The 23,361-nt window shown below is 62.4% G+C and carries 22 protein-coding genes and 1 pseudogene; 12 read left to right on the plus strand and 11 right to left on the minus strand.

Translation table 11 applies throughout. The features are described 5' to 3' along the window. Positions 1 to 590: 590 nt before the first annotated feature. Positions 591 to 1,205: a transglutaminase-like cysteine peptidase gene (locus UNPA324_RS29230; RefSeq protein WP_141937368.1), complete on the plus strand. Its 615-nt coding sequence runs from the start codon at positions 591 to 593 to the stop codon at positions 1,203 to 1,205. Between the two features lie 48 nt (positions 1,206 to 1,253). On the opposite strand, the gene UNPA324_RS29235 is transcribed toward UNPA324_RS29230, so the two are convergent. The 4 genes from UNPA324_RS29235 to UNPA324_RS35390 are packed head-to-tail and all read right to left on the minus strand — an operon-like array spanning position 1,254 to position 4,476. After that, positions 1,254 to 2,255 carry a methionyl-tRNA formyltransferase gene (locus tag UNPA324_RS29235; protein ID WP_181769557.1) on the minus strand — a complete coding sequence of 334 codons (1,002 nt, stop codon included), beginning with the start codon at positions 2,253 to 2,255 and terminating at the stop codon, positions 1,254 to 1,256. Then, on the minus strand, positions 2,252 to 3,322 hold the full coding sequence (locus UNPA324_RS29240; RefSeq protein WP_246667241.1) for a hypothetical protein: 1,071 nt from the start codon (positions 3,320 to 3,322) through the stop codon (positions 2,252 to 2,254). Before UNPA324_RS29240 ends, UNPA324_RS29235 begins: the two co-directional genes overlap by 4 nt. 37 nt (positions 3,323 to 3,359) lie before the next feature. Next, entirely contained in the window at positions 3,360 to 4,229 is an 870-nt protein-coding gene (locus UNPA324_RS29245) for a 2OG-Fe(II) oxygenase (protein WP_141937372.1), read from the minus strand. Further along, positions 4,189 to 4,476, minus strand: coding sequence for a hypothetical protein (locus UNPA324_RS35390; protein WP_181769558.1), 288 nt, complete (start codon positions 4,474 to 4,476; stop codon positions 4,189 to 4,191). The genes UNPA324_RS29245 and UNPA324_RS35390 overlap by 41 nt, the downstream gene beginning before the upstream one ends. Between UNPA324_RS35390 and UNPA324_RS29250 the strand changes: the two genes are divergently transcribed. Then, positions 4,476 to 4,694: a hypothetical protein gene (locus UNPA324_RS29250; protein WP_128918326.1), complete on the plus strand. Its 219-nt coding sequence runs from the start codon at positions 4,476 to 4,478 to the stop codon at positions 4,692 to 4,694. The two genes, UNPA324_RS35390 and UNPA324_RS29250, sit on opposite strands and share 1 nt — an antisense overlap. A 56-nt stretch (positions 4,695 to 4,750) precedes the next feature. Here UNPA324_RS29250 and UNPA324_RS29255 read toward each other — a convergent pair whose 3' ends face one another. Beyond that, positions 4,751 to 5,095, minus strand: a complete 345-nt coding sequence (locus tag UNPA324_RS29255) for an H-NS histone family protein (protein ID WP_128918327.1) — start codon at positions 5,093 to 5,095, stop codon at positions 4,751 to 4,753. 938 nt (positions 5,096 to 6,033) lie between these two features. Between UNPA324_RS29255 and UNPA324_RS29260 the strand changes: the two genes are divergently transcribed. Then, entirely contained in the window at positions 6,034 to 6,720 is a 687-nt protein-coding gene (locus UNPA324_RS29260) for a LuxR C-terminal-related transcriptional regulator (RefSeq protein WP_141937373.1), read from the plus strand. A 41-nt stretch (positions 6,721 to 6,761) separates the two neighbouring features. Here UNPA324_RS29260 and UNPA324_RS29265 read toward each other — a convergent pair whose 3' ends face one another. Then, positions 6,762 to 7,013 (minus strand): hypothetical protein, encoded by a 252-nt coding sequence (locus tag UNPA324_RS29265; protein WP_128918329.1) that lies wholly within the window; start codon positions 7,011 to 7,013, stop codon positions 6,762 to 6,764. A gap of 340 nt (positions 7,014 to 7,353) precedes the next feature. Here UNPA324_RS29265 and UNPA324_RS36225 point away from each other — a divergent pair. Then, a pseudogene (locus UNPA324_RS36225) lies at positions 7,354 to 7,557 on the plus strand (hypothetical protein); the annotation flags it as partial. A gap of 760 nt (positions 7,558 to 8,317) precedes the next feature. Here UNPA324_RS36225 and UNPA324_RS29275 read toward each other — a convergent pair. Further along, positions 8,318 to 9,109 carry a Crp/Fnr family transcriptional regulator gene (locus UNPA324_RS29275; protein WP_141937375.1) on the minus strand — a complete coding sequence of 264 codons (792 nt, stop codon included), beginning with the start codon at positions 9,107 to 9,109 and terminating at the stop codon, positions 8,318 to 8,320. A gap of 918 nt (positions 9,110 to 10,027) precedes the next feature. Between UNPA324_RS29275 and ftsH the strand changes: the two genes are divergently transcribed. Further along, positions 10,028 to 11,872 carry an ATP-dependent zinc metalloprotease FtsH gene (gene ftsH, locus UNPA324_RS29280; RefSeq protein WP_141937380.1) on the plus strand — a complete coding sequence of 615 codons (1,845 nt, stop codon included), beginning with the start codon at positions 10,028 to 10,030 and terminating at the stop codon, positions 11,870 to 11,872. A 361-nt stretch (positions 11,873 to 12,233) separates the two neighbouring features. Further along, complete coding sequence (locus UNPA324_RS29285) at positions 12,234 to 12,452, plus strand: DUF6894 family protein (protein ID WP_141937382.1); 219 nt, start codon at positions 12,234 to 12,236, stop codon at positions 12,450 to 12,452. 42 nt (positions 12,453 to 12,494) lie between these two features. On the opposite strand, the gene mgtA is transcribed toward UNPA324_RS29285, so the two are convergent. Both mgtA and UNPA324_RS29295 read right to left on the minus strand, forming a co-directional pair. After that, on the minus strand, positions 12,495 to 15,035 hold the full coding sequence (gene mgtA / locus UNPA324_RS29290; RefSeq protein ID WP_141937385.1) for a magnesium-translocating P-type ATPase: 2,541 nt from the start codon (positions 15,033 to 15,035) through the stop codon (positions 12,495 to 12,497). A gap of 157 nt (positions 15,036 to 15,192) precedes the next feature. Further along, entirely contained in the window at positions 15,193 to 15,678 is a 486-nt protein-coding gene (locus UNPA324_RS29295; RefSeq protein WP_128916229.1) for a hypothetical protein, read from the minus strand. Between the two features lie 436 nt (positions 15,679 to 16,114). Between UNPA324_RS29295 and UNPA324_RS29300 the strand changes: the two genes are divergently transcribed. From UNPA324_RS29300 to UNPA324_RS29310, 3 genes are read left to right on the plus strand one after another with little or no spacing between them, the layout of a single operon-like run. After that, positions 16,115 to 17,461, plus strand: coding sequence for a hypothetical protein (locus UNPA324_RS29300; RefSeq protein WP_181769559.1), 1,347 nt, complete (start codon positions 16,115 to 16,117; stop codon positions 17,459 to 17,461). A gap of 12 nt (positions 17,462 to 17,473) precedes the next feature. Then, positions 17,474 to 17,983: a DUF2249 domain-containing protein gene (locus UNPA324_RS29305; protein WP_141937389.1), complete on the plus strand. Its 510-nt coding sequence runs from the start codon at positions 17,474 to 17,476 to the stop codon at positions 17,981 to 17,983. Beyond that, the gene (locus tag UNPA324_RS29310; protein WP_141937392.1) at positions 17,980 to 18,303 is read left to right on the plus strand and encodes a metal-sulfur cluster assembly factor; all 324 of its coding nucleotides are present in this window, start codon (positions 17,980 to 17,982) and stop codon (positions 18,301 to 18,303) included. Before UNPA324_RS29305 ends, UNPA324_RS29310 begins: the two co-directional genes overlap by 4 nt. Positions 18,304 to 18,571: 268 nt before the next feature. On the opposite strand, the gene UNPA324_RS29315 is transcribed toward UNPA324_RS29310, so the two are convergent. Together UNPA324_RS29315 and UNPA324_RS29320 are read right to left on the minus strand one after the other, a co-directional pair. Then, positions 18,572 to 19,168, minus strand: coding sequence for a UbiX family flavin prenyltransferase (locus UNPA324_RS29315; protein ID WP_128916121.1), 597 nt, complete (start codon positions 19,166 to 19,168; stop codon positions 18,572 to 18,574). Beyond that, on the minus strand, positions 19,165 to 20,694 hold the full coding sequence (locus tag UNPA324_RS29320; RefSeq protein WP_141937395.1) for a UbiD family decarboxylase: 1,530 nt from the start codon (positions 20,692 to 20,694) through the stop codon (positions 19,165 to 19,167). Before UNPA324_RS29320 ends, UNPA324_RS29315 begins: the two co-directional genes overlap by 4 nt. A 100-nt stretch (positions 20,695 to 20,794) precedes the next feature. Here UNPA324_RS29320 and ubiT point away from each other — a divergent pair, with 100 nt between their 5' ends. Genes ubiT through ubiV form a run of 3 tightly spaced genes read left to right on the plus strand, consistent with a single transcriptional unit; the run spans position 20,795 to position 23,280 of the window. Then, entirely contained in the window at positions 20,795 to 21,340 is a 546-nt protein-coding gene (gene ubiT / locus UNPA324_RS29325; protein ID WP_128916123.1) for a ubiquinone anaerobic biosynthesis accessory factor UbiT, read from the plus strand. Beyond that, positions 21,340 to 22,317, plus strand: a complete 978-nt coding sequence (ubiU, locus tag UNPA324_RS29330; protein ID WP_164935836.1) for a ubiquinone anaerobic biosynthesis protein UbiU — start codon at positions 21,340 to 21,342, stop codon at positions 22,315 to 22,317. Before ubiT ends, ubiU begins: the two co-directional genes overlap by 1 nt. A gap of 27 nt (positions 22,318 to 22,344) precedes the next feature. After that, entirely contained in the window at positions 22,345 to 23,280 is a 936-nt protein-coding gene (gene ubiV / locus UNPA324_RS29335; protein WP_141937398.1) for a ubiquinone anaerobic biosynthesis protein UbiV, read from the plus strand. Positions 23,281 to 23,361: the final 81 nt, after the last annotated feature.

Raw genomic sequence — 23,361 nt, forward strand, 5'->3', positions numbered from 1 at the left:
AAATCGGGTGGAGCGAACGTGATGAGACCGCCCACCTCGCGGTGAACCGCAGTAAATCGCGCGCCTTTTGATTGGGCGACCGCGCTGCACGGCTGTTTCCTCCAGGAGGGACGACGGGGTGTTCGAACGATCGTCCGCTCAATACGTCCGTTCGCTTGGTATGCAGGCTCATTGCGACGACGAAGCCGAGTATTGAAGCTTCAGCTCCGAGAATGACGAGTAGCTCGACCGGCATTTGAGATAGGTCCTGCCCGAGAAAGCCTATTGGACTGTTTGGCTCCCGTGAATATTTAAATCAACACAAAAATATATCGGGGACAAATTAATTGTCCGTCGCGTGGTGCGGGGCCAGCGTCGCGCCGTGCTGCAGCGGCTTTCTCCGAGCGCCCATCGACCTGTCTCGGCTCCATCCCTCCTATTCGTTCCCACCTGTCCTTGCAGGGCCCTCAAGGCGTCGCGGTCGTATCTTTTGCAACCGGCTGCCTATTTAATATTTATTGCCATTTAAATAAACTGGATTTACAAATAAATCATTAAATAGTGTTTTGGATGGTCAGGCGGCTCGCCGGCTGGCGTACGGAGGGGGCGGTATGCAGCGAACCTCGGGTCCGGTCATCGCCGCCGCCATAGCGATCGTGATCGGGGGCGTTCAGTTGGCGCGTGCGGCATTGCTGGTCATGCCAAGGGCTCCCCGAGCGGACCTTGCACACATCGAGCCGGGGCGTCCCGCTCTTCCGCCCCTCACTTATACGGTGTTTTGCCTGCGCTATGAGGCCGAATGTCGCCCACGACGCTTCTTCCGCGGCGGACCGATCCGGTTGACTGAGAAGCGATGGGCGGACCTGTGGGACATCAACCGTTCCGTCAATCTGGCGATCGAGCCGGTTCGCAACGAACTCGGTATCGCGGGCGAGGCTTGGACACTCAACCCCGCACGTGGCGACTGCAACGATTACGCGGTGAGCAAGCGCCATGAGCTGCTTCGGCGCGGATGGCCCGCGCGTGTCCTGCTATTGAGCGAAGTCGTCGTCAGTTCCGGCGAACATCATCTGGTACTCCTCGTGCGTACCAAGAGCGGCGATCTCGTCCTCGACAATCTCACGCCACAGATCAAGCCGTGGCTGCGGACGCCCTATCGCTGGGTTCGCGTGCAAAGCCCGGGGCGCGACGGGCTGTGGGTCACGATTGGACGAGAAGGGGTGTGAGGCACTAGCGCTAAAGCCTCGATCCGCCTTTGGCAAGAACGGTTGCGCTCACTCGTGAGCGTATTCGAGCTGCTCGAGCGAGGCGAGCCTCTCTTCAAGCGCGACGATCCGGCGAAGAAGATCGAGCCGAGATAGACCCAGGGTGGCGCGCGTCGATCCGATGACGGCAGCGGCAGGACATGGTTGCTCGGAATTGGGAGGAAGGACGCTGAGCATGCGCAGGACGCCGTCACCGGTCAGCACATCCACCCAGCCTTCGGAAGGTGACCGTCCTACGATCCGGCCTGGTACGCGGCCGATATAGCAGGGAGCATCACGCCGCGGCGAGGCGTTGGTGATGACGAGCCGCTGCCCGTCAAGGTGGGTGAAGGCACCGGGAAATGGCGGCGTCAAGCCGCGGATCAGCCGATCAATGGCGTCGGTAGGCTGCCGCCAATCTATTTCTCCATCTTCCGCAACACGGGCACAGCCATAGGAGACATGGTCGGAATCTTGGGACGTGCCTTGGTAGCCGGTGATCGCACGTACAACGACCCCGCCGAGCTCACGTTCCTGAATAGCGTTAAGCCGCTCGTAGAGCGCGGTGACCGTGTCGTTCGCGCCGATCGGGATCGCCTGCTGAAACAGCAGATTGCCACCGTCAAGCTCCGGGATCACGAGATGAATGCTGATGCCGGCAGTCGTCTCGCCATTGATGATCGCCCAGTTGACGTTGGCGCGACCGCGATAATGCGGCAGAAGAGAATAGTGAACGTTGACGAAGCGACACAATGTGAGAATGTGCGGCGGAATGATCCGATCGAACGAAGAAATCACAACGGCCGCCGGGCGTGCGTCCGCGATTGCTTTCTGCAGTTGGGCCAATTCCTTGAGCTCCGCGACTGGGATGCCGCGGTTGTTCGCAAATGACCTCAGTGCGCCCGCGTCGGGCTGGTCCGGCTTCCGGAAGATCTGGACCACGCGGCACCGCGCCGCCAACGAGCGAAGCGCCGTGAAGCCGGTCGGTCCGTCCGCGAGGAGCACGACGTCGGGCTGCAGTGGCTCCGTCATGTCACCGCCGGCCATGGTACGAGCTGGGCGAAGCCATCCCGTGTAACGGCACCGCCGCGGGAAACCCATTCGGCCGCGCGCAAGCCGCCAGTCTGCAGCCGTACGATCGGCTCGGGACCAATCTCCGACAGCAGAATGCCCATATGGCCCTGTCCGACCGATTGCGTGGGCCAGACCGCGAGGCCATTGGCGGCCAACGCTGCCCGATCGATGTCGCCCCAGAACTGCACGGCTACGGTGCCGGGTGGGGCGCAAGCGGCCAGATGCGCGGCCTCCGCCTCGCCGACGCGCGGCATGTCTGCAGGCTGCAAGGCGACAACGAAGGCGTCCCATGCGCCGGGAAGGACCGCCGCAACGTTGTTGAACGTCTCGACGTTCGCCCCCAGGCTCGCCAGCCCGTTGTGCAGCGGGGAGAGGAAGTCATTGTCGCAGAGTAAGCCGATTCTGTTGCCAAAGACCGCCAGACCACAGTCGTGCAGCTGCTTGACGGCAAGCGGGCCAAGGAATGAGAAGACATCGACGGCGGGGTGCCGCTCGTTGACGCCGACCACTGGGATCTTGCGCCGGGCACACGCTTCGATATCCAGGTCCTCACGACGAAATTCCCAAGCCTCGAACATCAAGGCAATCACGGCGTCGTCGCGCAGCTGGGCGATCAGCCCAGCCGTGAGAGGACGAAGGTGGCCACTATTGGTCACGATGTCGACGTTATGAAGTACCTCAGGACTGACCTTCTCCAGAAACTCGATGCGATCAGCGACCCCAAGAGGGGCCGCGAGCTCCAAAGTCTCCCGTTTGGCATCGGACACGGTCCCATGGCGGCCAGATTTGGTGAACGCGTAGACGTGCTTGGCTCCGGCCATTGCAGCAAGGACCGGGGTCACGGCATACGCGCCGGTCGCGGCTTCGGTCAGCACAGTCATTCCCGACATGTCCAGTCCCGTTTCAGCGAGCGCGCGCTTCATCAGCATTCGCAGTCGAATGGGCGAGAAGCCTGGACTGCGAAGTGCGCTCGCATTCGCATCGACAGATCGCAGTTGCGCGACTGAGGTCTTGGTCGCGGTCATTGATGGGTCTCGCTGTTGTCGCTGAACGATGCCGGCTTCATGGTGTTCTCGACCGGTGCGCGCTGGATATCCAGTCGCGCGCAGACCGAAGCATGTTATAGAGCGGATCGGGTATGAGCGCGCGCAGGTGATCAGGCCAACTCATTCGCTCGATCCATTGATCTTCGCCGGGGCGCGCGGCCCAATACCGCACGCGGCGCTCGCCCGATGCCGCAACGCGGCGCGTCGTCGTGTAGTAATAGGATGCGACCGATAGGCGCATTCGACCAGGCGGGCAGCTGACCGGATCCGGAAGGCCGTGGAGGGTGGCGCCGTGCGTCTCCCAGAGGATCATGGTGTTGAACCGCGGGAAGATACGGCATCCAAGCGCTGACATGTCCGCAGGCCACAATTCCAGGCTGCCGCCGTAAGCTTCGGGCCAATCCCGATTGAGATAGATGAGCAAATTGACCCGGTGGAACAGCCCGGTCGTCGGGTGAACCTCGAAATCGCGGTGAATCTTCGTGAAGCCGCCCGGAGGCGTTCGATGCACCCCCGCAAATTTGTGCGTCGGATCGGAATGGAGATCGTGAACGCCGGTGACTGCCGAAATGAATTCTCGGAAGCGGGCACTGTCCACCAGGTTCAGCAGATGCTGGGTGGCCGGCCCCAATCCATCCGATACCTCTTGCTTCACCAGGCGATCGGTGTTCGTGGTAATCAGATGGGTCTCTTGGAGGGCAGCGCATTCGGCCGCGACCATATCCAACAGCTTCTCGGGAAAGGCGTCATTGACGACAATGTGTGGCCAGGGTTTTGCACCTACGTATTCGGCGCGCAGGGTGCTGGCTCGGGCAAAGAGGCCGCCCAACGAGTGAAGCTGGAGATCAGCATGCAATTCCGCAGATTCCCGCAGTGCCTGGGACATTATCCGGCCCGCCAACTGGCTCTAAATTAAATTTAATATTATCGCTCCAAAAATTAAATGTCAAAATAAATAGCTCAACGAACTTGCAGGTTCCTGCAGTTTGGCGCGACAACAATGAATCTGCTGTTCCACCCCCGGTCGAAATCTGGTGCCGCAAAATTAAAAGTCCGAAATTATCATATTTAATTTGAAGGGTGGCAATTGCAGCATTACCTTGAACGAGGGCTGGATTAGCAGGACGAGCCAATGACCCATCTCGATGAAGGCGATGATCGTCGTGAATTCTTGAAGAGCTGCGGAAAATTTGCCGCCGTTACCCCGCCGACCATGACGCTGTTGCTCTCCACCTCGCTGACCTCAGCCGCGATAGCCAGTTCAGGCGGCCGCATTGTGCGCGGCAACAATGGTTTCGGCAATGACGGCGGTGACGGCAGCCCTAACGGGAAAGAGGATCGTGACCGCTAATTCTGCGGTCCAACGGGCAGCCGCAGGTATATAGGCCGCCGCAGCGGGGCCGGGGTTCAGCCGGCCCGGCGGCGCCTTGGTGCGGACGATCGATCGATAAGGAGATCATTTAGCTTCTTCCCGGCTCGAAGTTGAGCTTTCAGCCATCGGGGCTGCTTGCCGCGACCGGACCAAGTCTCGGAGGGATTCTTCGGGTTCTTATATTTCGGCAGCACGGGGGGGTAGGGGCGGCGAGGACGTTCCTGGTCCTCGGTCGCAGCGGCCGTCCCCTCAATCTTGCGCAGCCGCTCTTCAAGCTTGGCCTTCTCCGCGGTCATCCGCCGACCAAGAACGGTCGTGACCTCATCGTAGAGTCGCCACAGCTCGGCTGTGGGCATGGATGCCCAATCCTCGTTCTCCATGGAAGCCGTCCCCAATTACCTCCGAACCGAAACAGGAGGGGGATTATCAGGTCAAACCGGGGTCCGGCAAGCAAGATCCACTCGCGCGCCTGCAGCGATCTGCAACGTGGTGGTCGGAGTTACGGGCTGAGCCCGTACATTCGAACAAGTGGCCGCCTCCCAAGCGCCCTCCGCCTGTGGGCTCGTGGTCGCCTAGGCGCGAGCAATCGCTGCTCGGCCTTCAACACGCGGCTACGTAGGTTCTGCAATTCAGTAAATTGAACGATGAGGGCTTGATGAGTTTGACGCAATACAGCCGAAGAATACATGTGAACACCTACTCATTGCCAACGATGCCTCCTGCGACCCGTTCATTGAAGGTGCTGAATTGAGGAAGATACACCTCCAACGTGGGTGAGCAGCTTTCATCGGTGCTAGACGAGCTGCGAACAGACGCAGCAGCTATTTTCGGAGTTATTTGCCCAGCTTTGCTTTGATGAATAGTATTACTTTTCTCCCTTTCAGAAGCGAGGGGTCTCCCAATCGCCTCGCTTTTGCTAAAACTGCGTCGAATGTTAGATTTGAATCGTGAAGGTCCCAATATATCATTCGTAATAACGACGCGAACGAGGTTAATTGGATGTGACCATAATGCTAGGCGACCAATCGGCACGGCGATGACATTTTCTGAGCGAATCTCTCGATCTAATCTGCCCAAAGTCGACTAAGGCGCGGTTCTTGCATTCGGGATTTCCGGACCTCAATTTTGCGGGAAGCACCGCATTCTTACGGTGCTGCGCGCATTCGCTGCCCAAGTTACGGTAGCGCGACGTTGCCGGACAGTCCAAGACTTGACGGCGCGGCGTTATAGTCGAGCGGACTGGTTTTCCTCGCGTATTTGAAAAGAGAGTCTTGGATTAAACGGCTGCACGGGGGTGTCAGCAATAGGCAGGGGCAACATGCGCCGCATCAGAATTGTCATTGCGGATCGACATCCGATCGTCTTGCAAGGCATCAGGAGCGTTCTTGCGATGCATCGTGATTTTACGGTCGTTGCGTCGTGCAGCGATGGTGCAAGCTGCATCGAGGCAATCCAATTCCTTGTGCCGGACGTCGCGCTTGTCGATGCTGCACTGCCAGACGTCAGTCGACAGCAGATTCTTGCTCCTGCAAACGCTGTAAATCCAGGGATGCCGATAATCTTCTTCGCCGGGACCACGCGCGACCGTGACTTACAACGGCTGGCCTTGGACGGCGCCTGCATCGTCCTTCCGAAAGACGCAATTCCGGAGATGCTGGTCGCGACCCTGCGGGAGGCTGCGCAGGGCCAAACAGCGGTCTCGCCGAGCGCCGGGCAGGCCAGCGAGGAGCCCCGCGCCGGTGACCAGGCCCTGACACAACTCACGGACCGGGAGCGTCAGATCGTGCGGCTCGTGTCGGAGGGTCTATCGAATAAAGCGATCGGGCGTCGGTTGAACCTTGCCGATGGTACGATCAAGGTCCACCTCCATCACATCTTCCAGAAGCTGGATATCAGCAATCGCACACTGCTTGCGGCATTGGCGATTTCGCGAAGCGAGCTGCATGCAGCGTTACGTGAGCCGAAGCCTCCCGATCTGTTACAGCAGGATCTGCTCGGGGAGTAACGGGGCGGCTCGCGCTTCCGGAGCGTGCGCCAAGCGGCGGGCTATCGCGGCGCCAGATGCTCAATTGTGCTGCGGCAGGCCCCCTCGGCCTCGGCTAACGTTCGAAAGGGCGAACCGCCAATCTTGATTGCGGCCTGGTTCTTGTAGAGCGGACGCCAGCTCGCCAGGTAGCCGGTGCGGCCGTGAAAGCCCGGACCTCCGGGGCTTCCAAAACTGATCACGAACGAGAAGCCGGCGCTGCTCGCGCTCCAGATCTCCATCTCGCCCAGGGACCGGTGGAATTGCAGCGGCATCGCAATGATCCATTATAGTCGAAGCTGCGTTCAATTGCATTAAATGCAGAATAACTATATTAAATGCTGAGCGCAACCCGAAATCGCGCGCGAGCGACAGGAGTGCCCGGAAGTCGAGGGGCGAGCCCGGAAATTACCGGCGATCTGACTGCGGCGCACGTTCAGCAACGTCATTTAGGTAAAGAAAATTACTGGTTGAAATGGTGTTTAATATATAATATCATGGATTGAATTTTTAAATCGAGGAGTGCGAATCGTGACCCGGGACGGCAACGAAGACGATGACCGGCGAGCGTTTTTAAAGACCTGCGGAAGATTTGCGGCCGTGACACCCCCAGTGATGACCGTGCTTCTATCCACGTCTCTGACCTCAAGAGCCATTGCAAGTTCGGGCGGCCTGCGTGGAGTGACGCAGAACGAGCGGGGGCCGTCGATCTTCGAGAACGATCGGCCGTCCGCGGCGGGGCCGGGGAGTTCCAGCGGCGGAAGTTCCAGCGGCGGGTCATCAGGAGGTGGGGGAGCGCCTGGCGGCGGCTCCGCTGGATCATCTCGCGTCGCAGCGACATCCGGCGGTGATGGCGGATCCGGTGGTGGCGGCGGATCCGGTGGTGGAGGCAATGCCAAAGGGCCTTTCGCAACCGGTGGCGGCTCTGGAATTCCCAGCGCCGATGGTGGGGTCGATTGCGCCGACGAAGAGAACGAGGAAAGGCGCAAGGCCGACTGCCCCGGAGCTAGTACTCGGATTTCCAGTGTAACCGGATCGGGCCGGTAGGAGTCTTTCTCAGCAGTGTATGCGTCCCTGGGCGGCTGTACGGCGAGGCAAGGCTGGGCTCCTGATCCGGAGTGCCAAACGGATCAGGAGGCGCGTCATGAATAGCCCCGTTCAAGCCGGCGATCCCAGGGCTCTGCTTCGAGAGCGTCTCGAAGCGCTTGTCTCCCAACTGGCGGAGCTTGAGAAGCTGCGGGTAAGTCGAGAGGAAGAATCGTCAGCGCGAGCTGCGCGAGGCGGGTAGGTCGCATAACCCAGCTCGGTCCGTGAGCGGTCGTTGTAGCTTCGCAGAGGCAAAGCTCGTGCCTGCGCTGCGTGGTCTCAATAGGTCCGGTTGTTGTAACGAGCGCCGCAAGGCGAATGGATGACGGGCTTGATGTCCATAGTTTGGCTTCGGCCCAGAGCCAGTCCAAAGCTTGCAAAGTTCTTGAGCTCGCTTCCGCGCAGGATTGGGCGATCGTAACGACGGTATCTTGCGCACCTGTTGCGGAATTGCAAAGGTACGCACGATTGGGTTCGCAAAAACAAACTGGCTCTATGAGCTGGTGCCGGCTCTTCGGCTGCTAGGCAAGGGGAAGGCGCCCCGCGCCGGCGCCCCATGAACTAGTCCGGTCGCGCCCCGTGAAACTATCCGATCAATTTCGCGACTCATGACTTTGTAGCACTCGCATGCCAACGCTTCGAGCCGCGGCCGATCAATCTCGAGCTGACCGCGCCGATGGGATTTCAGCGCTCTTGATGCGCGCAGTGTGCTTACGACATGAGTGACTGTGGTGCGCCGGACGCCCAGTAATTCCGATAATGTTTCCTGGGTCAGCGGGAGCGCATCGCCGCCATTCGCTCGATCGTGAAGGTGAAGCAGCGTACGCGCTAGGCGGGCCTCGACAGAATGCAGTGCATTGCAAGCAGCCACCTGCTGGAGTTGGATCAACAACGACATCATGAAGACCTGCACCATGGATGCGATTGCAGGGCTGCGATGTTGCGCTGCCAGAAATTGCGCGCGAGAGATCTGCAGCGCGGTCCCTGATATGCGAACGACCGCCGTCGCGGGCGAGGCGGGTGCGCCTAACGATGACGTCAAGCCCACGGCCCCCTCGTGCCCGATTATCGCCGTGGCAACTGTCTGCCCGTTAGGCAGCTCCGTGATAGCGGCGATCGCGCCGCTGAGCGGGAAACAGAGATGTTCGATCCGATCGCCCGCTCGGACGAGCACGGAATCGCGTTCGATCACAACTTTCCGCAGATGAGGCGCAAGCAAAGCAAGATCCGCTGGCGGCAACGCTGTTAGCAAGAGATTACCGACACTGGTTGCGTGGTCCATCATGGGATTTTCTCCCGACGGATACTCGGCACTAGAACTCAGGCCGGAGAGCGGACCTGCTCTGCAGAGGCCAGCCCAGCGGCAATCCAACCGACCACCACAGATATGGTTCCCGTAATCGATGGCGCGCATGCGTAGCCTGAGAATCATATGGCGCGGCGGAGATCCTGTGCCTATCGCGCGCCATTGAGCAGGGTACTGACAAGGACAAGCGCTCGCTGGAGTTGGCTCAGTCAGTCTGCGGCGATAGTTACTGAAACCATGGACGCTCCAAAGCGTCGAAATTTTCCTGCGGATTTAAGAGCAAGGATTTTGACGGACCAGCTATCGGCATTTGAGCGTCGACGTCGCCGACTTGTCGTTGCCAATCAGCGTGTTCCGGTCGCTTGAACAATCGAGTGGGAGTGGGGTGATCAGGTGCTGTTGCGCGTTTTAGTGGAGTCTTTGGTGAGAAGTCTCATTTGCTCCCACATCCTGGGACCTGAGTTGTGGGGCGCGACTTAGCCTCGATGAACGTCGGCATTCCACTGCGGTTCGCTGACGGCGTACTGCGGCGAATTGCAGCATGCAAAATGGGGCCTGCTGGAAGCTCTTGCTTGGGAGGAACGGCGGCTGTCGGCGCAAACGGGCGTTCAGCTTCAGTGACGATGGCCCCAACCCGACGTTTCAACATGACTTTTCGCGCGAGAAGCCGGAATTGCGACCAGCATTGGCTGCCGAATAAAGGCTCTGTTGGCTCCAATGGATGAATCACGGCTGGAAACGCCAGCTCGACCCAGCGTGCGGGAAGCGAGCTTCTTCGAGCAGTTTCCGGCGCTTGGCACGCTGGCGAGGTGCTTGCGACATTGAGCTGAATCAAGCTGAGGCCGCCGGCTTCCCATTACCGTTCACATTGCGCTCGACGGTGATGGGAGAAGCAGAGTGGAGTCCGATCAAGTTTCACGGAAGCACGGCATCGCAATGGCTGCCATCCTGGCGGGTGGCATGCTGCTGGCCATGCTGCAGTTCGGGCTCTCGACGTACAATTCAGTCGAAACCATTCCCTACAGCCAGTTCGAGCAGTTGCTCGCACAGGACAAGATTGCCCAGGTGTCCGTCGGCTCGGATACGATTCAAGGAAAATTGAAGGAGCCGCTTCCGAGCGGAAAGTCCGCGTTCGTGACCGCGCGGGTTGATATGGCTCTGGCTGAGAAGCTCGCGGCAAAGGGCGCGAGCGTGACCGGCGTCCCCGGCAATGGCGTGTTGCAGACCTTGCTGTCCTGGATCTTTCCGGTCATCGCCTTCTTCGTGATCTGGCTCTGGATCGGCCGCAGTATGGGAGGCGGCCAGGGCCTGGGCGGGCTGATGGCGATCGGCAAATCCCGCGCAAAAGTGTATGTCGAAAAGGACATCAAGGTCACCTTCGCCGATGTCGCGGGCGTGGACGAGGCGAAGTTCGAGCTCCAGGAAGTGGTGTCGTTCCTCAGGGATCCCAAGAGCTATGGTCGCTTGGGGGCGCACGTCCCTAAGGGTATCCTGCTCGTCGGACCGCCGGGAACGGGAAAGACCCTGCTGGCCCGCGCGGTGGCAGGAGAGGCCGGCGTTCCATTCTTCTCGATCTCCGGCTCGGAATTCGTGGAGATGTTCGTGGGTGTCGGCGCAGCGCGGGTTCGGGATCTGTTTGAGCAGGCCCGCAAGGCCGCACCCTGCATCATCTTTGTCGACGAGCTCGACGCGCTGGGACGCAGCCGCGGGCCGCTGTCATTCGGGGGCTACGACGAGAAGGAGCAGACCCTCAACCAGCTCCTGTCCGAGCTTGACGGCTTCGACCCGAGCGCCGGCGTCATTCTGCTGGCGGCCACCAACCGGCCGGAGATCCTGGATCCCGCGCTGCTGCGCGCAGGCCGGTTTGACCGGCAGGTCCTGGTTGACCGGCCCGACAAGAGGGGGCGCGTTGCGATTCTCAAGGTGCACGCCCCCAAGATTCGGATGCGTAACGACGTCGATCTCGACAAGGTGGCGGGTCTCACGACCGGATTTACCGGGGCTGACCTTGCAAACCTCATCAACGAAGCGGCGATCGCGGCGACGAGACGGAGCCGAGACGAGGTCACGTTCGATGATTTCGCCACGGCGATCGAGCGGATCGTGGCCGGCATCGAGAAGAAGAGCAGGGTGCTGAGCAAGGACGAACGGCGCAGGGTTGCCTATCATGAGATGGGCCATGCGCTCGTCGCGGCCAGCCTGCCCGGCGTCGACCCCGTGCAGAAGGTCTCGATCATTCCGCGCGGGATCGGTGCGCTGGGGTATACCATCCAGCGACCGACCGAGGACAGGTTCCTGCTGACGGTCGAGGAGCTGAAGAACCGCATCGCGGTGCTGATGGGCGGACGGGCATCGGAGCGTCTGATCTTTGACGGGGCGATCTCGACGGGCGCCGCCGATGATCTTCAACGTGCGACCGAAGTCGCCATCGAAATGGTGACCAAGTACGGCATGGACGAGACGGTGGGGCAACGCACCTATGCACCTAAGCCGCAGGCGTTTCTCGGGGCGGCCCAGGACAAGATCGCCGGGGCTGCCGAGGCAACCGGCCGTGAGATCGATCTCGCCGTACGCAACCTGATCGAGGAGGGTGATCGCCGCGCCCGCGACATCCTGCGGCAAAGGCGAGCGGACCTCGATGCCGGAGTTGACCTGTTGATCGCAAATGAGACGGTCACGTCCGAGCAGTTTGCGCCATTGCTCGGCAAGCGCAGCGGAGAAGGCGAGCCGGTTGCCGCGTGACAGCGGTGGGTGCTGGTGGCGCTCAGTTTGCTCGATTACTTCAGCGATATACCGACCTGGCGGACTCCCAGGGCGTCGCCTGCGGAGACCTGTTGAATGTTACCGCCGCAGAGGCGGACGGGGAGAAGATCGCCGACATCGGATGGCGTGCAATAGCATGAAGTCGCTGTCATGATATCGCAAGGATGGGTTGAAGCCGGGCCCTTGAACCAAGTTCCTTCATTTGATCCGGCTCAAGATTTTGACCCGCCTGTTTATTAGAATGCAGTTCCCCAAGTGGCCGCGGTTCCTCCCGCGCCTTGGCAAGCCTCCTTGGGGATGGATGACGTCAAAGAGCCGCGTGGAACGCGGGAAAGAGTTCATGCCCACATACTATTTCGACATGAAGGACGGCGTACCCCTCCGGGACAGATCCGGACTGGAGCTTGTGAGCGATGGCGCCGCCATCGCGCACAGCAAGAATCTCGCCGAGCAGGCGCGTCGAGAGACACCGAAAGGCCATCCCGACCTCCGGATCGTCGTCATCGACGAGAGCGGGCGCGAAGTCCACCGCGAGCAGATTTATCCAGACGCGACCTGACCATTGGCCAGCGCGCTCGGTGAACCTAGTCTTTGATAGACCTCACCGATCTGAAATCGCCAGCCGCTTCGCGATGGTCGCCGAGACCAGATAGGCCGCGGCGATGGCGACGATCATCGCAAGCAGTCCCGGAGACAACGCGGTAAAGCCGAACGCGGCTCTCCACGGGCCGAGCGCAAGCGCCACGCCGGCAAGCAGGGCGCCGAAGGACGTGGCGATCAAGATGTTGTGCGGGCGGTTCGCCCGCCATGGCCATTTGCGAGACCGGATCACGAAGATCACCAGAATCTGGGTCGCGATCGATTCCACGAACCAGCCGGTTTGAAAGAGTGCGGCATCCGCATCGAACAGCTTGAGGAGAACGGCGAAGGTAATCGCGTCGAACAGGGACGACACCATTCCCATGATGATGGTGAAGCGAAGGATGCCTGCCATGTCCCAGGATTCGGGCCGCGCAATGTCTTCGCGATCGACGTCATCGAAGGGGATACCGATTTCGGAGAGATCGTAGATCAGATTGTTCAGCAAGATCTGCAGTGGCAGCAGCGGCAGGAATGGAAGAACGACCGAGGCCAGGGCCATCGAAAGCATGTTGCCGAAATTCGAGCTCGTTCCCATTCGAACATATTTCAGGATGTTGGCAAACGTCCTGCGGCCTTCGCGCACGCCGGCCGCAAGCACGGAAAGGTCGGGCGCCAGCAAGATCATGTCGGCGGCCGCGCGGGCGACCTCGGTCGCGCCCGTGACGGATATGCCGACATGCGCGGCGTGGAGCGCCGGGGCGTCATTGACGCCGTCTCCCATGAAACCGACGACGTGATTGCGGTGTCGGAGCGCGGCAATGATCCGCCGCTTCTGATCTGGATCGATCCGGGCAAACAGATCGATGTCATCGACCCGGGCGATGAGCGCGGCATCGGTGAGTTCAGAGATCTGGGCGCCGGTCATGATCCGGTCCGACCTGAGACCGACAGATTGCGCAACGTGCGCGACCACGGCGCCATGATCACCCGAGAGAATCCTCATCGTCACTCCGAGTGAGCCGAGAGCCTCGATGGCCGAGGCGGCATCCTGCTTGGGCGGATCGGCGAAGACGCAAAAGCCGATCATGGTCAAATTGGTCTCGTCGCTGACGGAAATGGTCTGCTGCCCGGCCGGAATGGACCTGATGGCGACGGCAAGGAGCCGGAATCCGTCGCGGGCGTAGCGCGCCTGGATGTCGGCCATCTTCTGTTGCCAGGCGGAGTCGAGCGGATGAGCCAGACCATCGATCTCCACGGCCACGCAGCGCGACAGGACGGATTCCGGGGCGCCCTTGGCGATGAGCGTGTGTTCGCCGTTGCGTTGGGCCAGGACGGACAAGCACCGCCGCTCGAAGTCGAACGGGACTTCCGCCAGCCGAACCCAGCCGTCGAGGCCGTTATGGTTCGCCGACAGGATCGCGTCGTCGAGAGGGCTTCTGACGCCGGCCTGGAACGTGCTGTTCAGGCGCGCCAAGCTCAGGACGCGATCGCAGCTCCGATCCTGGGGATCGACATGCGCCTCCAGTGTGATCCTGGCCTCCGTAAGCGTGCCGGTCTTATCGACACAAAGCGTGTCCATCGCGCCCAGATCGTGAATCGCGGACAACCGCTTGACGATGACTTTTCGCTTCGCCATGCGCAGGGCGCCTCGGGCGAGGGTCACCGTCATCACCATCGGCAGCAGTTCCGGCGTCAAGCCGACAGCGAGCGCGACCGCGAAGAGGAAGGATTCCATTGCGTTATGTTGTGCGACGAGATGAGCCATCAGCACAAAGAGAGTGAGAAAAAGGGTCAGTCGAAGGATCAGAAATCCGAGCCTGCGGACGCCTTGTTCGAGAGCCGTTGGTGGCGCGCTGGCGGCCATTGCCGAGGCGATCGCGCCAAAGCGCGTCCGGCCCCCAGTCGTCACGACCAACATCCTGCCACTTCCGCCGACGGTACTGGTTCCCGCGAACAGGGCGTTCGTGGCGTCCGCCGGCAATGAAGCGGAGCAGGGGCCGTCCGTCTTGAAGGCCGGAAAGGGCTCGCCCGTCATCAGGGCTTCATTGACCTGCAGATCCTGCGCATCGAGGACGATGCCGTCGGCCGGTATCAAATCGCCGATACGGAGCTTCACGACGTCTCCCGGGACGAGAGCCGTCACCGAAATCGTCGCATCCTTGCCGTCCCTGACAACGTCAGCCTGGATGGCGACCGATTCCCGCAACGCTTCGGCGGTGAGCTCGGCGCGATGCTCCTGGACGATATCGAGCGTGATGGACAGGGACAGCACGGTTGCGATGATGGCAAAGCTGCCGATGTCGCCGCTCAACCCGGATACGAGCGCCGCCGCCAGCAGCATGGCAATCAGCGGATTCCAGAGACGTTGGCCGAGCTTGCGCAGGGCTGACCGGCCTTGGGAGGCGTCGACGCGGTTTGCGCCGACGATCGCCAGCCGTCGGTCGGCTTCGATGTGCGACAGGCCGTCCGGGCCGGAGTCGAGCGCGCGGTAGAGGTCGTCCTTTGGCATTTGCCAGAACGTCGCGGCCAAAGCCTTGGCTGGGCTCGATTGTTCGATCATGGATGGGCTCGGCGGTCGCTGACACTTGGGCGAGGCCAAGGTACGGGGCTGCTCGACTTCCGGATTGATGCAACGCAATCCAGTCCCCGGTTGTCATGATCACGCTGTCACGAGGCAGACACTGAAAGCAACGATCATCCCGAGCGGCCTGGCCGCATCAATGCTTCCGGCTGTTTCCCGGCGGCGAAAATATCTGATTGGCGGGGGGCTGCCCGCCGGTCGGAACGCCGATGGCAATGAAGCCGCGGCCCATCGAGCTGTGACAGGCGTTGCAGCCGTCGGTCAGGACGCGCATGGAAGCGGCGAACTTGCGATCGTCGCCCGCCGCGATCGCGTCGGCGATCGACAGCAGTGGCTCCTTCATCGTGGTCACGTTGCTGACGGGAACCGCCGGGTAGAAAATGGCTGCTTCGGCCAGGCTGTTGGTCAACTGCCGCAACTCGTAAGCGGCGAGGTCCCAGTTCTTCGCCTTGCCTGCATACCATAGCTTGAGATGCTCAAGCTGCGCCATGCCCATGACCTCGACGAGGCGAGGCGCCTCCTGTTTCGCGCTCGCGGACGGCGGAAAGTCGGACTGAGCAATCGCGGATGTGATCGCGCCCACCGAAATCGCGAGAACCACGCACCAATTCTTCAGCGTCATCCGACCATTCCCTGCTGATTGAACGTCTTGAATATCAGCGCCGCGGGCCGTGCTCTTGCGCTGAATCAATCCTCCCACGCTACCCGAGGTGTTGCATATGGAGCGTTTTCCTTGCGGCCATCCTTCGAGACGCCCGCCGTTGGCGGGCCCTCAGGATGAGGACCGCGTGCGCTGCACTAGTTCTGGCGAGCACCGATGCCGCTGAGCCTCATCCTGAGGAGACCGCTGAAAGCGGTCGTCTCGAAGGACGAGGCTCGCGCTCAGCTCGCGCAAATGCCACATATGATAGCCCTTCCGCGCTCCCCGGCATCGTTCGTTTCCCATTGTCGTGAATGGCGCCGGAGTTTGCGCCTCGACAAAGTGGCTGTGACTGCAGCCGCTTACCGTTCTCGAGTGCAGACATGGGATGTCGTGCGCAGGCGATGGGAAGCAGGCCGTGATCGGAACCAGCCTCTGTAGATGGGCCATGAGTTACTTCGCGGTCGCAATCGCGTGGCTGCTGCTCGCGGAAGTGCTGATCGTCGCAGGATTCGGTTTTCCGAATCACGACATCGGCGGCCCGGACACGCTCGTCATCGTTCACTTGATTAGCATCGGCTGGTTGAGCACGGTGCTGTGCGGCGCGCTGTTCCAGTTCGTGCCGGTGCTGGCCGCAAGGTCGCTCTATGCGGAGCGCTGGACGCTGCCGGCTCTTGCGCTGCTGACGCTGGGGCTGACTGTCCTGCTCGCAGGCTTTCTGGGTTTGGGCGGGCACATCAGCGGGCCGCCCTGGCTGCTTCCCGTCGGAGCTGGCCTGCTGATTGCCGGTTTCGCCCTGGTCGTTGCCAATCTCGGCATGACGCTCTGGTCGGCCCGCCCACTGCCGGGGCCTGCTCGGTTCGTCGCGGGCGGGCTTGCCTGCATCTGTGTCACGGCGGCATTCGGCGGCATGTTCTCGCTGGTGCTGTCCGGAACCGGTGTCGGTGCGCAATGGCCGGACCTGCTGGTCTCGGGCGTTCCGATCCACGCGATTGCGGGCCTTGGCGGCTGGCTGACATTCACGGCCATGGGCGTCAGCTATCGCCTGCTCGCCATGTTCATGCTCGCGCCCGACGGCGATGTGCGGCTCGGCCGGCTCGCCTGGCTTGCCGGCATCATCGCGCTGGCGATCGGACTTGTTGGTGGCGTGCTCGCACTCTGGCGCATGACGGGGCTCAATCTCGCGCTTCTGCTCGCAGCCGCCGCGGCGCTGCTGTCGCTGGCTGCCTACGGCCGTGACGTGCTCGGCTTGTACAGAACCCGCAAACGTCGCGCGCTCGAGCTGAACACGCGCATGAGCCTCGTTGCGCTGGCGAGCCTCGTCGCCGCCGCAATCCTTGGCGCCGCGTTTGTCGCGACCGGCTCGTTCCCGTCCCATGTCGGGGCGCTGGTCTTTCTCGTCGCGTTCGGTTGGCTCACTGGCCTCGTGCTCGCCAATCTCTACAAGATCGTCCCGTTCCTGACCTGGCTCGAGACTTACGGTCCGGTGATGGGCAGAGTGCCGACGCCCCGCGTACAGGATCTCGTTGCCGAGCGCCGCGCGTTGAAGTGGTTCGTGCTGTTCTTTGCCGGAAGCTGGGCGGCAACGTTGATGCTCCTGATCGAGGCGCCCCTCGGCTTCCGCGTCGCTGTCGCGGTCGTGATGGTTGCGACGCTCGGTCTGAGCGAGGAGTTCATCAGGGCCCGGCGGCTTGCGGATGTGGCGGAGCCGCTACGCCTGCCTACGGGAGCAGCTGCGCCCCATCTCCTGATCTCGCGGAACTGAAAGGAGACTGCAATGACCGAATTCATCGACGTCGACGTCCGGCCGATCCTGCGTGCAGGCGGCGAGCCGTTCTCGATCATCATGGCCGCGCTCGAGCGGCTCGTGCCCGGGGAGGGGCTGCGGCTGTACGCCCCCTTCAAGCCGGTCCCTCTGTTCGACGTCATGGCGCGAAGGGGCTTTGCCCATCGGGAAGCCGAGCTCGAAGGCGGCGAATGGGAAATCCGCTTCATGCCGAACGATGGTTCGGTCGAAGCCGCTGAGCCGACCTCCGCTGCCTTGAGCGACGGCGATTGGCCGGAGCCGGTGCTGCATCTGGACAACCGCGACCTCGATCCGCCCGAGCCGATGGTTCGCATTCTGGCTGCCTTGGAGCGGCTCGCGCCTGGGCAGACACTCTGCGCCTTACTCAGTCGTGAGCCGGTCTTCCTGTTTCCGGAGTTGACCAAACGCGGCCATCACTGGCGCGGCGGCTTCACGTCGCAGAAGGATGCCTATCAACTGACGGTGAGGGTGCGCGAATGACGATCGACGATGGTGATCTCGTGGACCAGATAAGGCAGGCGCTGAAGGTCGTGATCGACCCGGAACTCGGGCACAACATCGTCGACCTCGGCTTCATCTATGATGTGTCGGTCGACGACGGCGCCGCGCACATCACCATGACGGCGACGACACGCGGTTGCCCCGCCGCGTCCTTTCTGAAGGAGGGGGTCGCCAACAGCGCGTGCCTCGTTCCAGGCGTGGAATCGGTCGACGTCACCATGACGTTCGAGCCGCCCTGGCAGCCCTCGATGATCTCGCCGGGCGTCAGGTCGTCGCTCGGCTTTGCCGAGGTGAATTGATCCGGGCGAGCGCGGTGACCGACGCCTCGGCGGCTAAAGCAGCATGGCTTCAGGTTGAATCGATGCCGCGGGGTGTTCACCTCTCCCGCTTGCGGGAGAGGTCGGCGCGCTCCGGGCGATGCGAAGCATCGTCCCGCGCGCCGGGAGAGGGCTTTCTCCTCTTGGGGATTGTCCCACTGAGGATACACCCTCTCCTAGCCCTCTCCCGCAAGCGGGAGAGGGAGCGCACCTCCGTCGTTGCGGCGATCAAGTCTCATCCATCATTGCTTTAACCGCCCTCAGAGCCCTGGCCGGACCAGACCTTTGCGGGTGCGCGAAGCTTCGTCAGGTCGAGCAGGTTGATCGCCCGGGCGGCGATCTGGTCGATCACCTCATCCAGCGACTGTGGCCTCAGATAGAAGGCCGGCATCGGCGGGGCAATGATGGCGCCGATCTCGGTCGCCTGCAGCATGCTGCGCAAATGGCCGAGATGCAGCGGGCTCTCGCGGACCAGCAACACCAGCCGGCGTCGCTCCTTGAGCTGTACGTCGGCCGCGCGCGTCAGGAGGTTGTCGAGCTGCCCCCAGGCGATGGCCGAGAGCGTACGGATCGAGCACGGCGCCACGATCATGCCCGCGACCGGATACGAGCCGCTGGCGATCGCGGCGCCGATGTCCGAATGAAGATGGTGGCGGAAGGCGAGCGCGCGCAGCCGCGCGAGCGCGTCGCTCCCCACTTCTTCGCTCAGTGTACGCTCAGCCGCAGGCGAGACCACGAGGTGCACCGCGTAGTGCGGATTGTCGGCCAGCACTTCGACGATGCGCATGCCGATCGCGGCGCCCGAGGCGCCGCTGATGCCGACGATGATGCCTTGCCGCCCGCTCATGTGAGGACCGGTGCGCGTGCGGGCATGCCGGAAAGGCCGAGGCTTGACCACATCGCATCGACACGTGCGACCACGGCGGGATCCATCGTCAGCGGAACGCCCCATTCGCGATCCGTCTCCGGCGGAATCTTTGTGGTGGCGTCGATGCCGAGCTTGCCGCCGAGTCCCGATTTCGGCGAGGCGAAGTCGAGATAGTCGATCGGCGTGTCGGTGAGGGTCACGAGGTCGCGCGAAGAGTCGCTGCGCGTCGAGACGGCCCACATCACGGCCTGCCAATCGCGGACGTCGATGTCGTCGTCGACCACGATCAGGAGTTTGGTGTAGCTGAACTGCGGCAGCATCGACCACAGGCCCAGCATCAGCCGCCGCGCCTGTCCGGGATAGCGCTTCTTGATCGCCGCGACCGCGATGCGGTAGGAGCAGGCCTCCGGCGGCAGCCAGCAGTCGGTCACCTCGGGGAATTGCTGTCGGATCAGCGGCACGAACAGACGGTTGAGCGCCTCGCCGATCCGCGACGGCTCGTCCGGCGGCCGGCCTGTGAAGGTCGAGAGGTAGACGGGCTGCCGCCTGTTGGTGATCGCCGTCACGCGCATCACGGGGAATTGCTCGACGGAATTATAGTACCCGGTGTGATCGCCATACGGACCCTCGGGCGCGGTTTCGGTCGCGGAGACGAAGCCCTCGATGACGATTTCGGCCTCCGCCGGGATCGCGAGCGGGACGGTGAGGCAGGGCGCGAGGTCGGGCCGTTCGCCGCGCAGAATTCCGGCGAAGCGCAGCTCCGACATTGTCTCGGGCAGCGGCAGCACCGCGGCCAGGGTGGTGGCTGGATCGGCTCCGATGACGATCGCGACCGGCATTTCGCGCCCGATCGCCTTCCATTGCTGATGATGCTTGGCGCCGCCACGATGCGCGAGCCAGCGGATGATGGCGCGGTCGCGACCGAGCACCTGCATGCGGTAGACGCCGACGTTTTCCTCCTGGTCGGCCGTCGCGGAGTCCGGCGGCACGGTGATCACGAGTGGCCAGGTGATCAGCGGCGCCGGTTCGCCGGGCCAGCAGATCTGGACCGGCAATCTCGCGAGATCGATGTCCGGCCCCATCGTGACGCAATCCTGCACCGGTGCCGCCGCGCGCGTGCGCGGGCGCGTCGCCAGCGCGGCGCGGGCGAGCGGGAGCTTGTCGAAGGCGTCCCTGATGCTGTTCGGCGGTCGCGGCGCGCGGAGCTCGGCCATGAGCTCGCCAAGCTCTCCGAGGCGATCGGGTGCGATCCCCATTCCCCATGCGATCCGCTCGATCGTTCCGAACAGATTGGTGAGGAGCGGCATCTCCGAGGGACGGCCATCGGCTCTGACGGGCTGCTCGAACAATAATGCCGGTCCGTGTGCCTCAAGCACACGCCGATGGATTTCCGTGATCTCGTGGACGACGGAGACCTTCTCGCGAATGCGTCGCAACTGCCCCCGGCTTTCGATGAAGCGCAGAAAGTCGGTCAAGTCGCGAAAGCGCGGCACATCACGTTGCAACTGGATAGGCTCCCAAAAAATCACAGCTAGCCGGCCTGTTTTTGGTCTTCATTGTTCCGGCTCAAATACAGCGGTGTGCAATCCGTCCAGATGTGTCGCCATGAATGATCCGTCCGCCGTATCGCCCGGCCCATTGCCGACGATTCCGCCGCTTGTCGCACTTGCCATGCGTCCTCTGCCTCTGCTGCCGTTGCAGCTCGTTCTCGGCGGTGTCCTGCAGCGGATCCACCGGCGCAACCCTGCCATATTCGACCGGCTGGGCGCGCACGCGCGCGCGCGGTTCGGTATCAAGCCGATTGATCTACCGTTTGCCTTCGTGGTCGAGGCGAAGCCGCCGCGCGTGTCCGTCGTGCGCGAGCTGACGCCAGGGCTGGACGCGCGGATCTCGGCCTCGCTCGCCAATCTCCTGGCTCTGCTCGAAGGCAGGGTCGATGGCGATGCCTTGATGTTCTCGCGCGAGCTCGTCATCGAGGGCGATGTCGAGGCGGTGCTGGCGCTGCGCAATACGATCGACGACGCCCAGCTCGATCTTGCCACTGAACTGTCCTCGCTGTTCGGCCCGCTGGGCGCGCCGGCGAGGCGCGCCTTCGAGGCCGCGCGTGGACACGTGATCGGCTCATCGGGGCAAGGCGAGCAATCGAGATGATGGAACTGATCTGTCCCGCCGGGACGCCGGCGGCGCTGAAGAGCGCCATTGATGCCGGCGCCGACGCGATCTATTGCGGCTTCAACGATGAGACCAACGCGCGCAACTTTCCCGGGCTGAATTTCAGCCGCGACGAACTGCGCAAGGGGATCGCGCTGGCGCATGACCGCGGCGCGAAGATCCTGGTGGCCATCAACACCTTTCCGCGCGCCTCCGCCGTCGACATCTGGCATCGTGCGGTGGACGATGCCGTGAATGCCGGAGCCGATGCGCTGATCCTTGCCGACATCGGATTGATGGATTACACGGCGCGGCGCCATCCGAGCCAGCGTTTGCACGTCTCGGTTCAGGCCGCGGCCGCGAATCCGGATGCCATCGCCTTCTATGCCGAAAATTTCGGGGCGCGGCGCGTCGTGCTGCCGCGCGTCCTCAGCGTGCCTGAAATCGCCGAGATCACCCGGGAGTCGGCCTGCGAGACCGAGGTCTTCGTGTTCGGCGGCCTCTGCGTGATGGCCGAGGGGCGCTGTTCGCTGTCGTCCTATGCGACCGGCAAATCGCCGAACATGCAAGGCGTCTGCTCCCCTCCGAGCCATGTGACCTACGAACAGACGGCGGAGGGGACGAAGTCCAGTCTGGGCGGCTTCACTATCAACCGGTTCGGGGTGAGCGAGCCCGCCGGCTATCCGACGCTGTGCAAGGGCCGCTTCTCGACCGCGCAGGGCGCCGGCTACATTTTCGAGGACCCCGTCAGCCTGGACGCCACGACGCTGCTTAGGGGTTTGCGCGATGCCGGAGTCACCGCGCTCAAGATCGAGGGCCGTCAGCGCGGCCGCGCCTATGTCGAAAGCGTCGTGCGCCATTTCCGTCATGCGCTCGCGGCGCTCGAGAGCGGGAGCGAGGCGGACATTGCGAGCCTGAAGCCGTTCACCGAAGGGCAGGCCTCCACGCTCGGCGCCTATCGCAAGACCTGGCGTTAATCGTTTCGAATGTGTGAGGTCCGGAAGATGCAACTCAGCCTCGGTCCAGTTCTGTACAATTGGGCGCCGGAACGCTGGCGCGACTTCTATTTCCGTATCGCCGACGAAGCGCCGGTCGACGTCGTATCCGTCGGCGAGATCGTCTGCTCGAAACGATCGCCGTTCTTCGCAGACCACATCCCGGCCGTCGTCGAACGACTGCAGAGGGCGGGCAAGCAGGTGCTGCTGGGCTCGCTGATCCTGGTCTCGCTGCGGCGCGAACGCCGCCAGACCGAAGAGCTCGCAGCAGCCGAAGGCGTGCTGGTCGAGGTGAATGATCTGACCTGTCTCAGGGCGCTCGCAGGCCGGCCGCACGCCATCGGGCCCTTCGTCAACATCTACAACGAGGCGAGCGCGGCCTTTCACGTCGCACAGGGGGCGCGGCGAATCTGTCTACCTCCGGAGCTGCCGCTGACCTCGGTGGCGGCGATCGCGAAGGCTGTTCCCATCGTCACGACCGAGGTGTTCGCGTTCGGCAGAGTGCCGCTCGCCATCTCGGCCCGTTGTTATCATGCGCGCCTTCACAAGCTGGCCAAAGACAATTGCCGCTTCGTCTGTGAGAAGGATCCGGATGGTCTGCTGCTGAACACGCTGGAGCAGCAGGATTTCCTCACCGTCAACGGCGTGCAGACCCTGTCTCACACCTGCGCCAATCTGCTGGGCGAGATCGGCCTATTGCGCGAGAGCAATGTCGGCTCGCTGCGCCTGTCGCCACAGGATTGCGACATGGTCGCCATCGTCAGGACCTTTCGCGACGTGCTCGACGGTCGTGACGATGTCGATAGCGGCAATCACCGACTTGCGGCGGCCTATCCTGGTGTGCCGTTCTCGAATGGGTTCCTGTGGGCCGAGCCAGGTCACCTCTATCGCCAGGCCCGATCAGGCGATGCGCAAGGCTCGGTGTCGCAGATCGGGGCCGTCTAACCCGGATAGAGTTACGGCAGTGTCCGGACAATCCCAGGAACAGTTTCGGCGGCGCTCCGTTAGCGCAGCGAGCTTCCCGGG

The sequence above is a fragment of the Bradyrhizobium sp. UNPA324 genome (assembly GCF_006658635.1).
Taxonomy (GTDB): Bacteria; Pseudomonadota; Alphaproteobacteria; order Rhizobiales; family Xanthobacteraceae; genus Bradyrhizobium; species Bradyrhizobium nanningense.

Bases quoted from the DNA above. Each gene is read 5' to 3' on its own strand.
- ubiV (WP_141937398.1), top strand. From the start codon at position 22,345: ATGCAACTCAGCCTCGGTCCAGTTCTGTACAATTGGGCGCCGGAACGC.
- UNPA324_RS29245 (WP_141937372.1), bottom strand. From the start codon at position 4,229: ATGTCCCAGGCACTGCGGGAATCTGCGGAATTGCATGCTGATCTCCAG.
- UNPA324_RS29295 (WP_128916229.1), bottom strand. From the start codon at position 15,678: ATGACGCTGAAGAATTGGTGCGTGGTTCTCGCGATTTCGGTGGGCGCG.
- UNPA324_RS29230 (WP_141937368.1), top strand. From the start codon at position 591: ATGCAGCGAACCTCGGGTCCGGTCATCGCCGCCGCCATAGCGATCGTG.
- UNPA324_RS29235 (WP_181769557.1), bottom strand. From the start codon at position 2,255: ATGACGGAGCCACTGCAGCCCGACGTCGTGCTCCTCGCGGACGGACCG.
- UNPA324_RS29305 (WP_141937389.1), top strand. From the start codon at position 17,474: ATGACCGAATTCATCGACGTCGACGTCCGGCCGATCCTGCGTGCAGGC.
- UNPA324_RS29255 (WP_128918327.1), bottom strand. From the start codon at position 5,095: ATGGAGAACGAGGATTGGGCATCCATGCCCACAGCCGAGCTGTGGCGA.
- UNPA324_RS29285 (WP_141937382.1), top strand. From the start codon at position 12,234: ATGCCCACATACTATTTCGACATGAAGGACGGCGTACCCCTCCGGGAC.
- UNPA324_RS29250 (WP_128918326.1), top strand. From the start codon at position 4,476: ATGACCCATCTCGATGAAGGCGATGATCGTCGTGAATTCTTGAAGAGC.
- UNPA324_RS29310 (WP_141937392.1), top strand. From the start codon at position 17,980: ATGACGATCGACGATGGTGATCTCGTGGACCAGATAAGGCAGGCGCTG.
- UNPA324_RS29275 (WP_141937375.1), bottom strand. From the start codon at position 9,109: ATGATGGACCACGCAACCAGTGTCGGTAATCTCTTGCTAACAGCGTTG.
- UNPA324_RS29260 (WP_141937373.1), top strand. From the start codon at position 6,034: ATGCGCCGCATCAGAATTGTCATTGCGGATCGACATCCGATCGTCTTG.
- ubiT (WP_128916123.1), top strand. From the start codon at position 20,795: ATGAATGATCCGTCCGCCGTATCGCCCGGCCCATTGCCGACGATTCCG.
- mgtA (WP_141937385.1), bottom strand. From the start codon at position 15,035: ATGATCGAACAATCGAGCCCAGCCAAGGCTTTGGCCGCGACGTTCTGG.
- ubiU (WP_164935836.1), top strand. From the start codon at position 21,340: ATGGAACTGATCTGTCCCGCCGGGACGCCGGCGGCGCTGAAGAGCGCC.
- UNPA324_RS29265 (WP_128918329.1), bottom strand. From the start codon at position 7,013: ATGCCGCTGCAATTCCACCGGTCCCTGGGCGAGATGGAGATCTGGAGC.
- UNPA324_RS29315 (WP_128916121.1), bottom strand. From the start codon at position 19,168: ATGAGCGGGCGGCAAGGCATCATCGTCGGCATCAGCGGCGCCTCGGGC.
- UNPA324_RS29240 (WP_246667241.1), bottom strand. From the start codon at position 3,322: ATGACCGCGACCAAGACCTCAGTCGCGCAACTGCGATCTGTCGATGCG.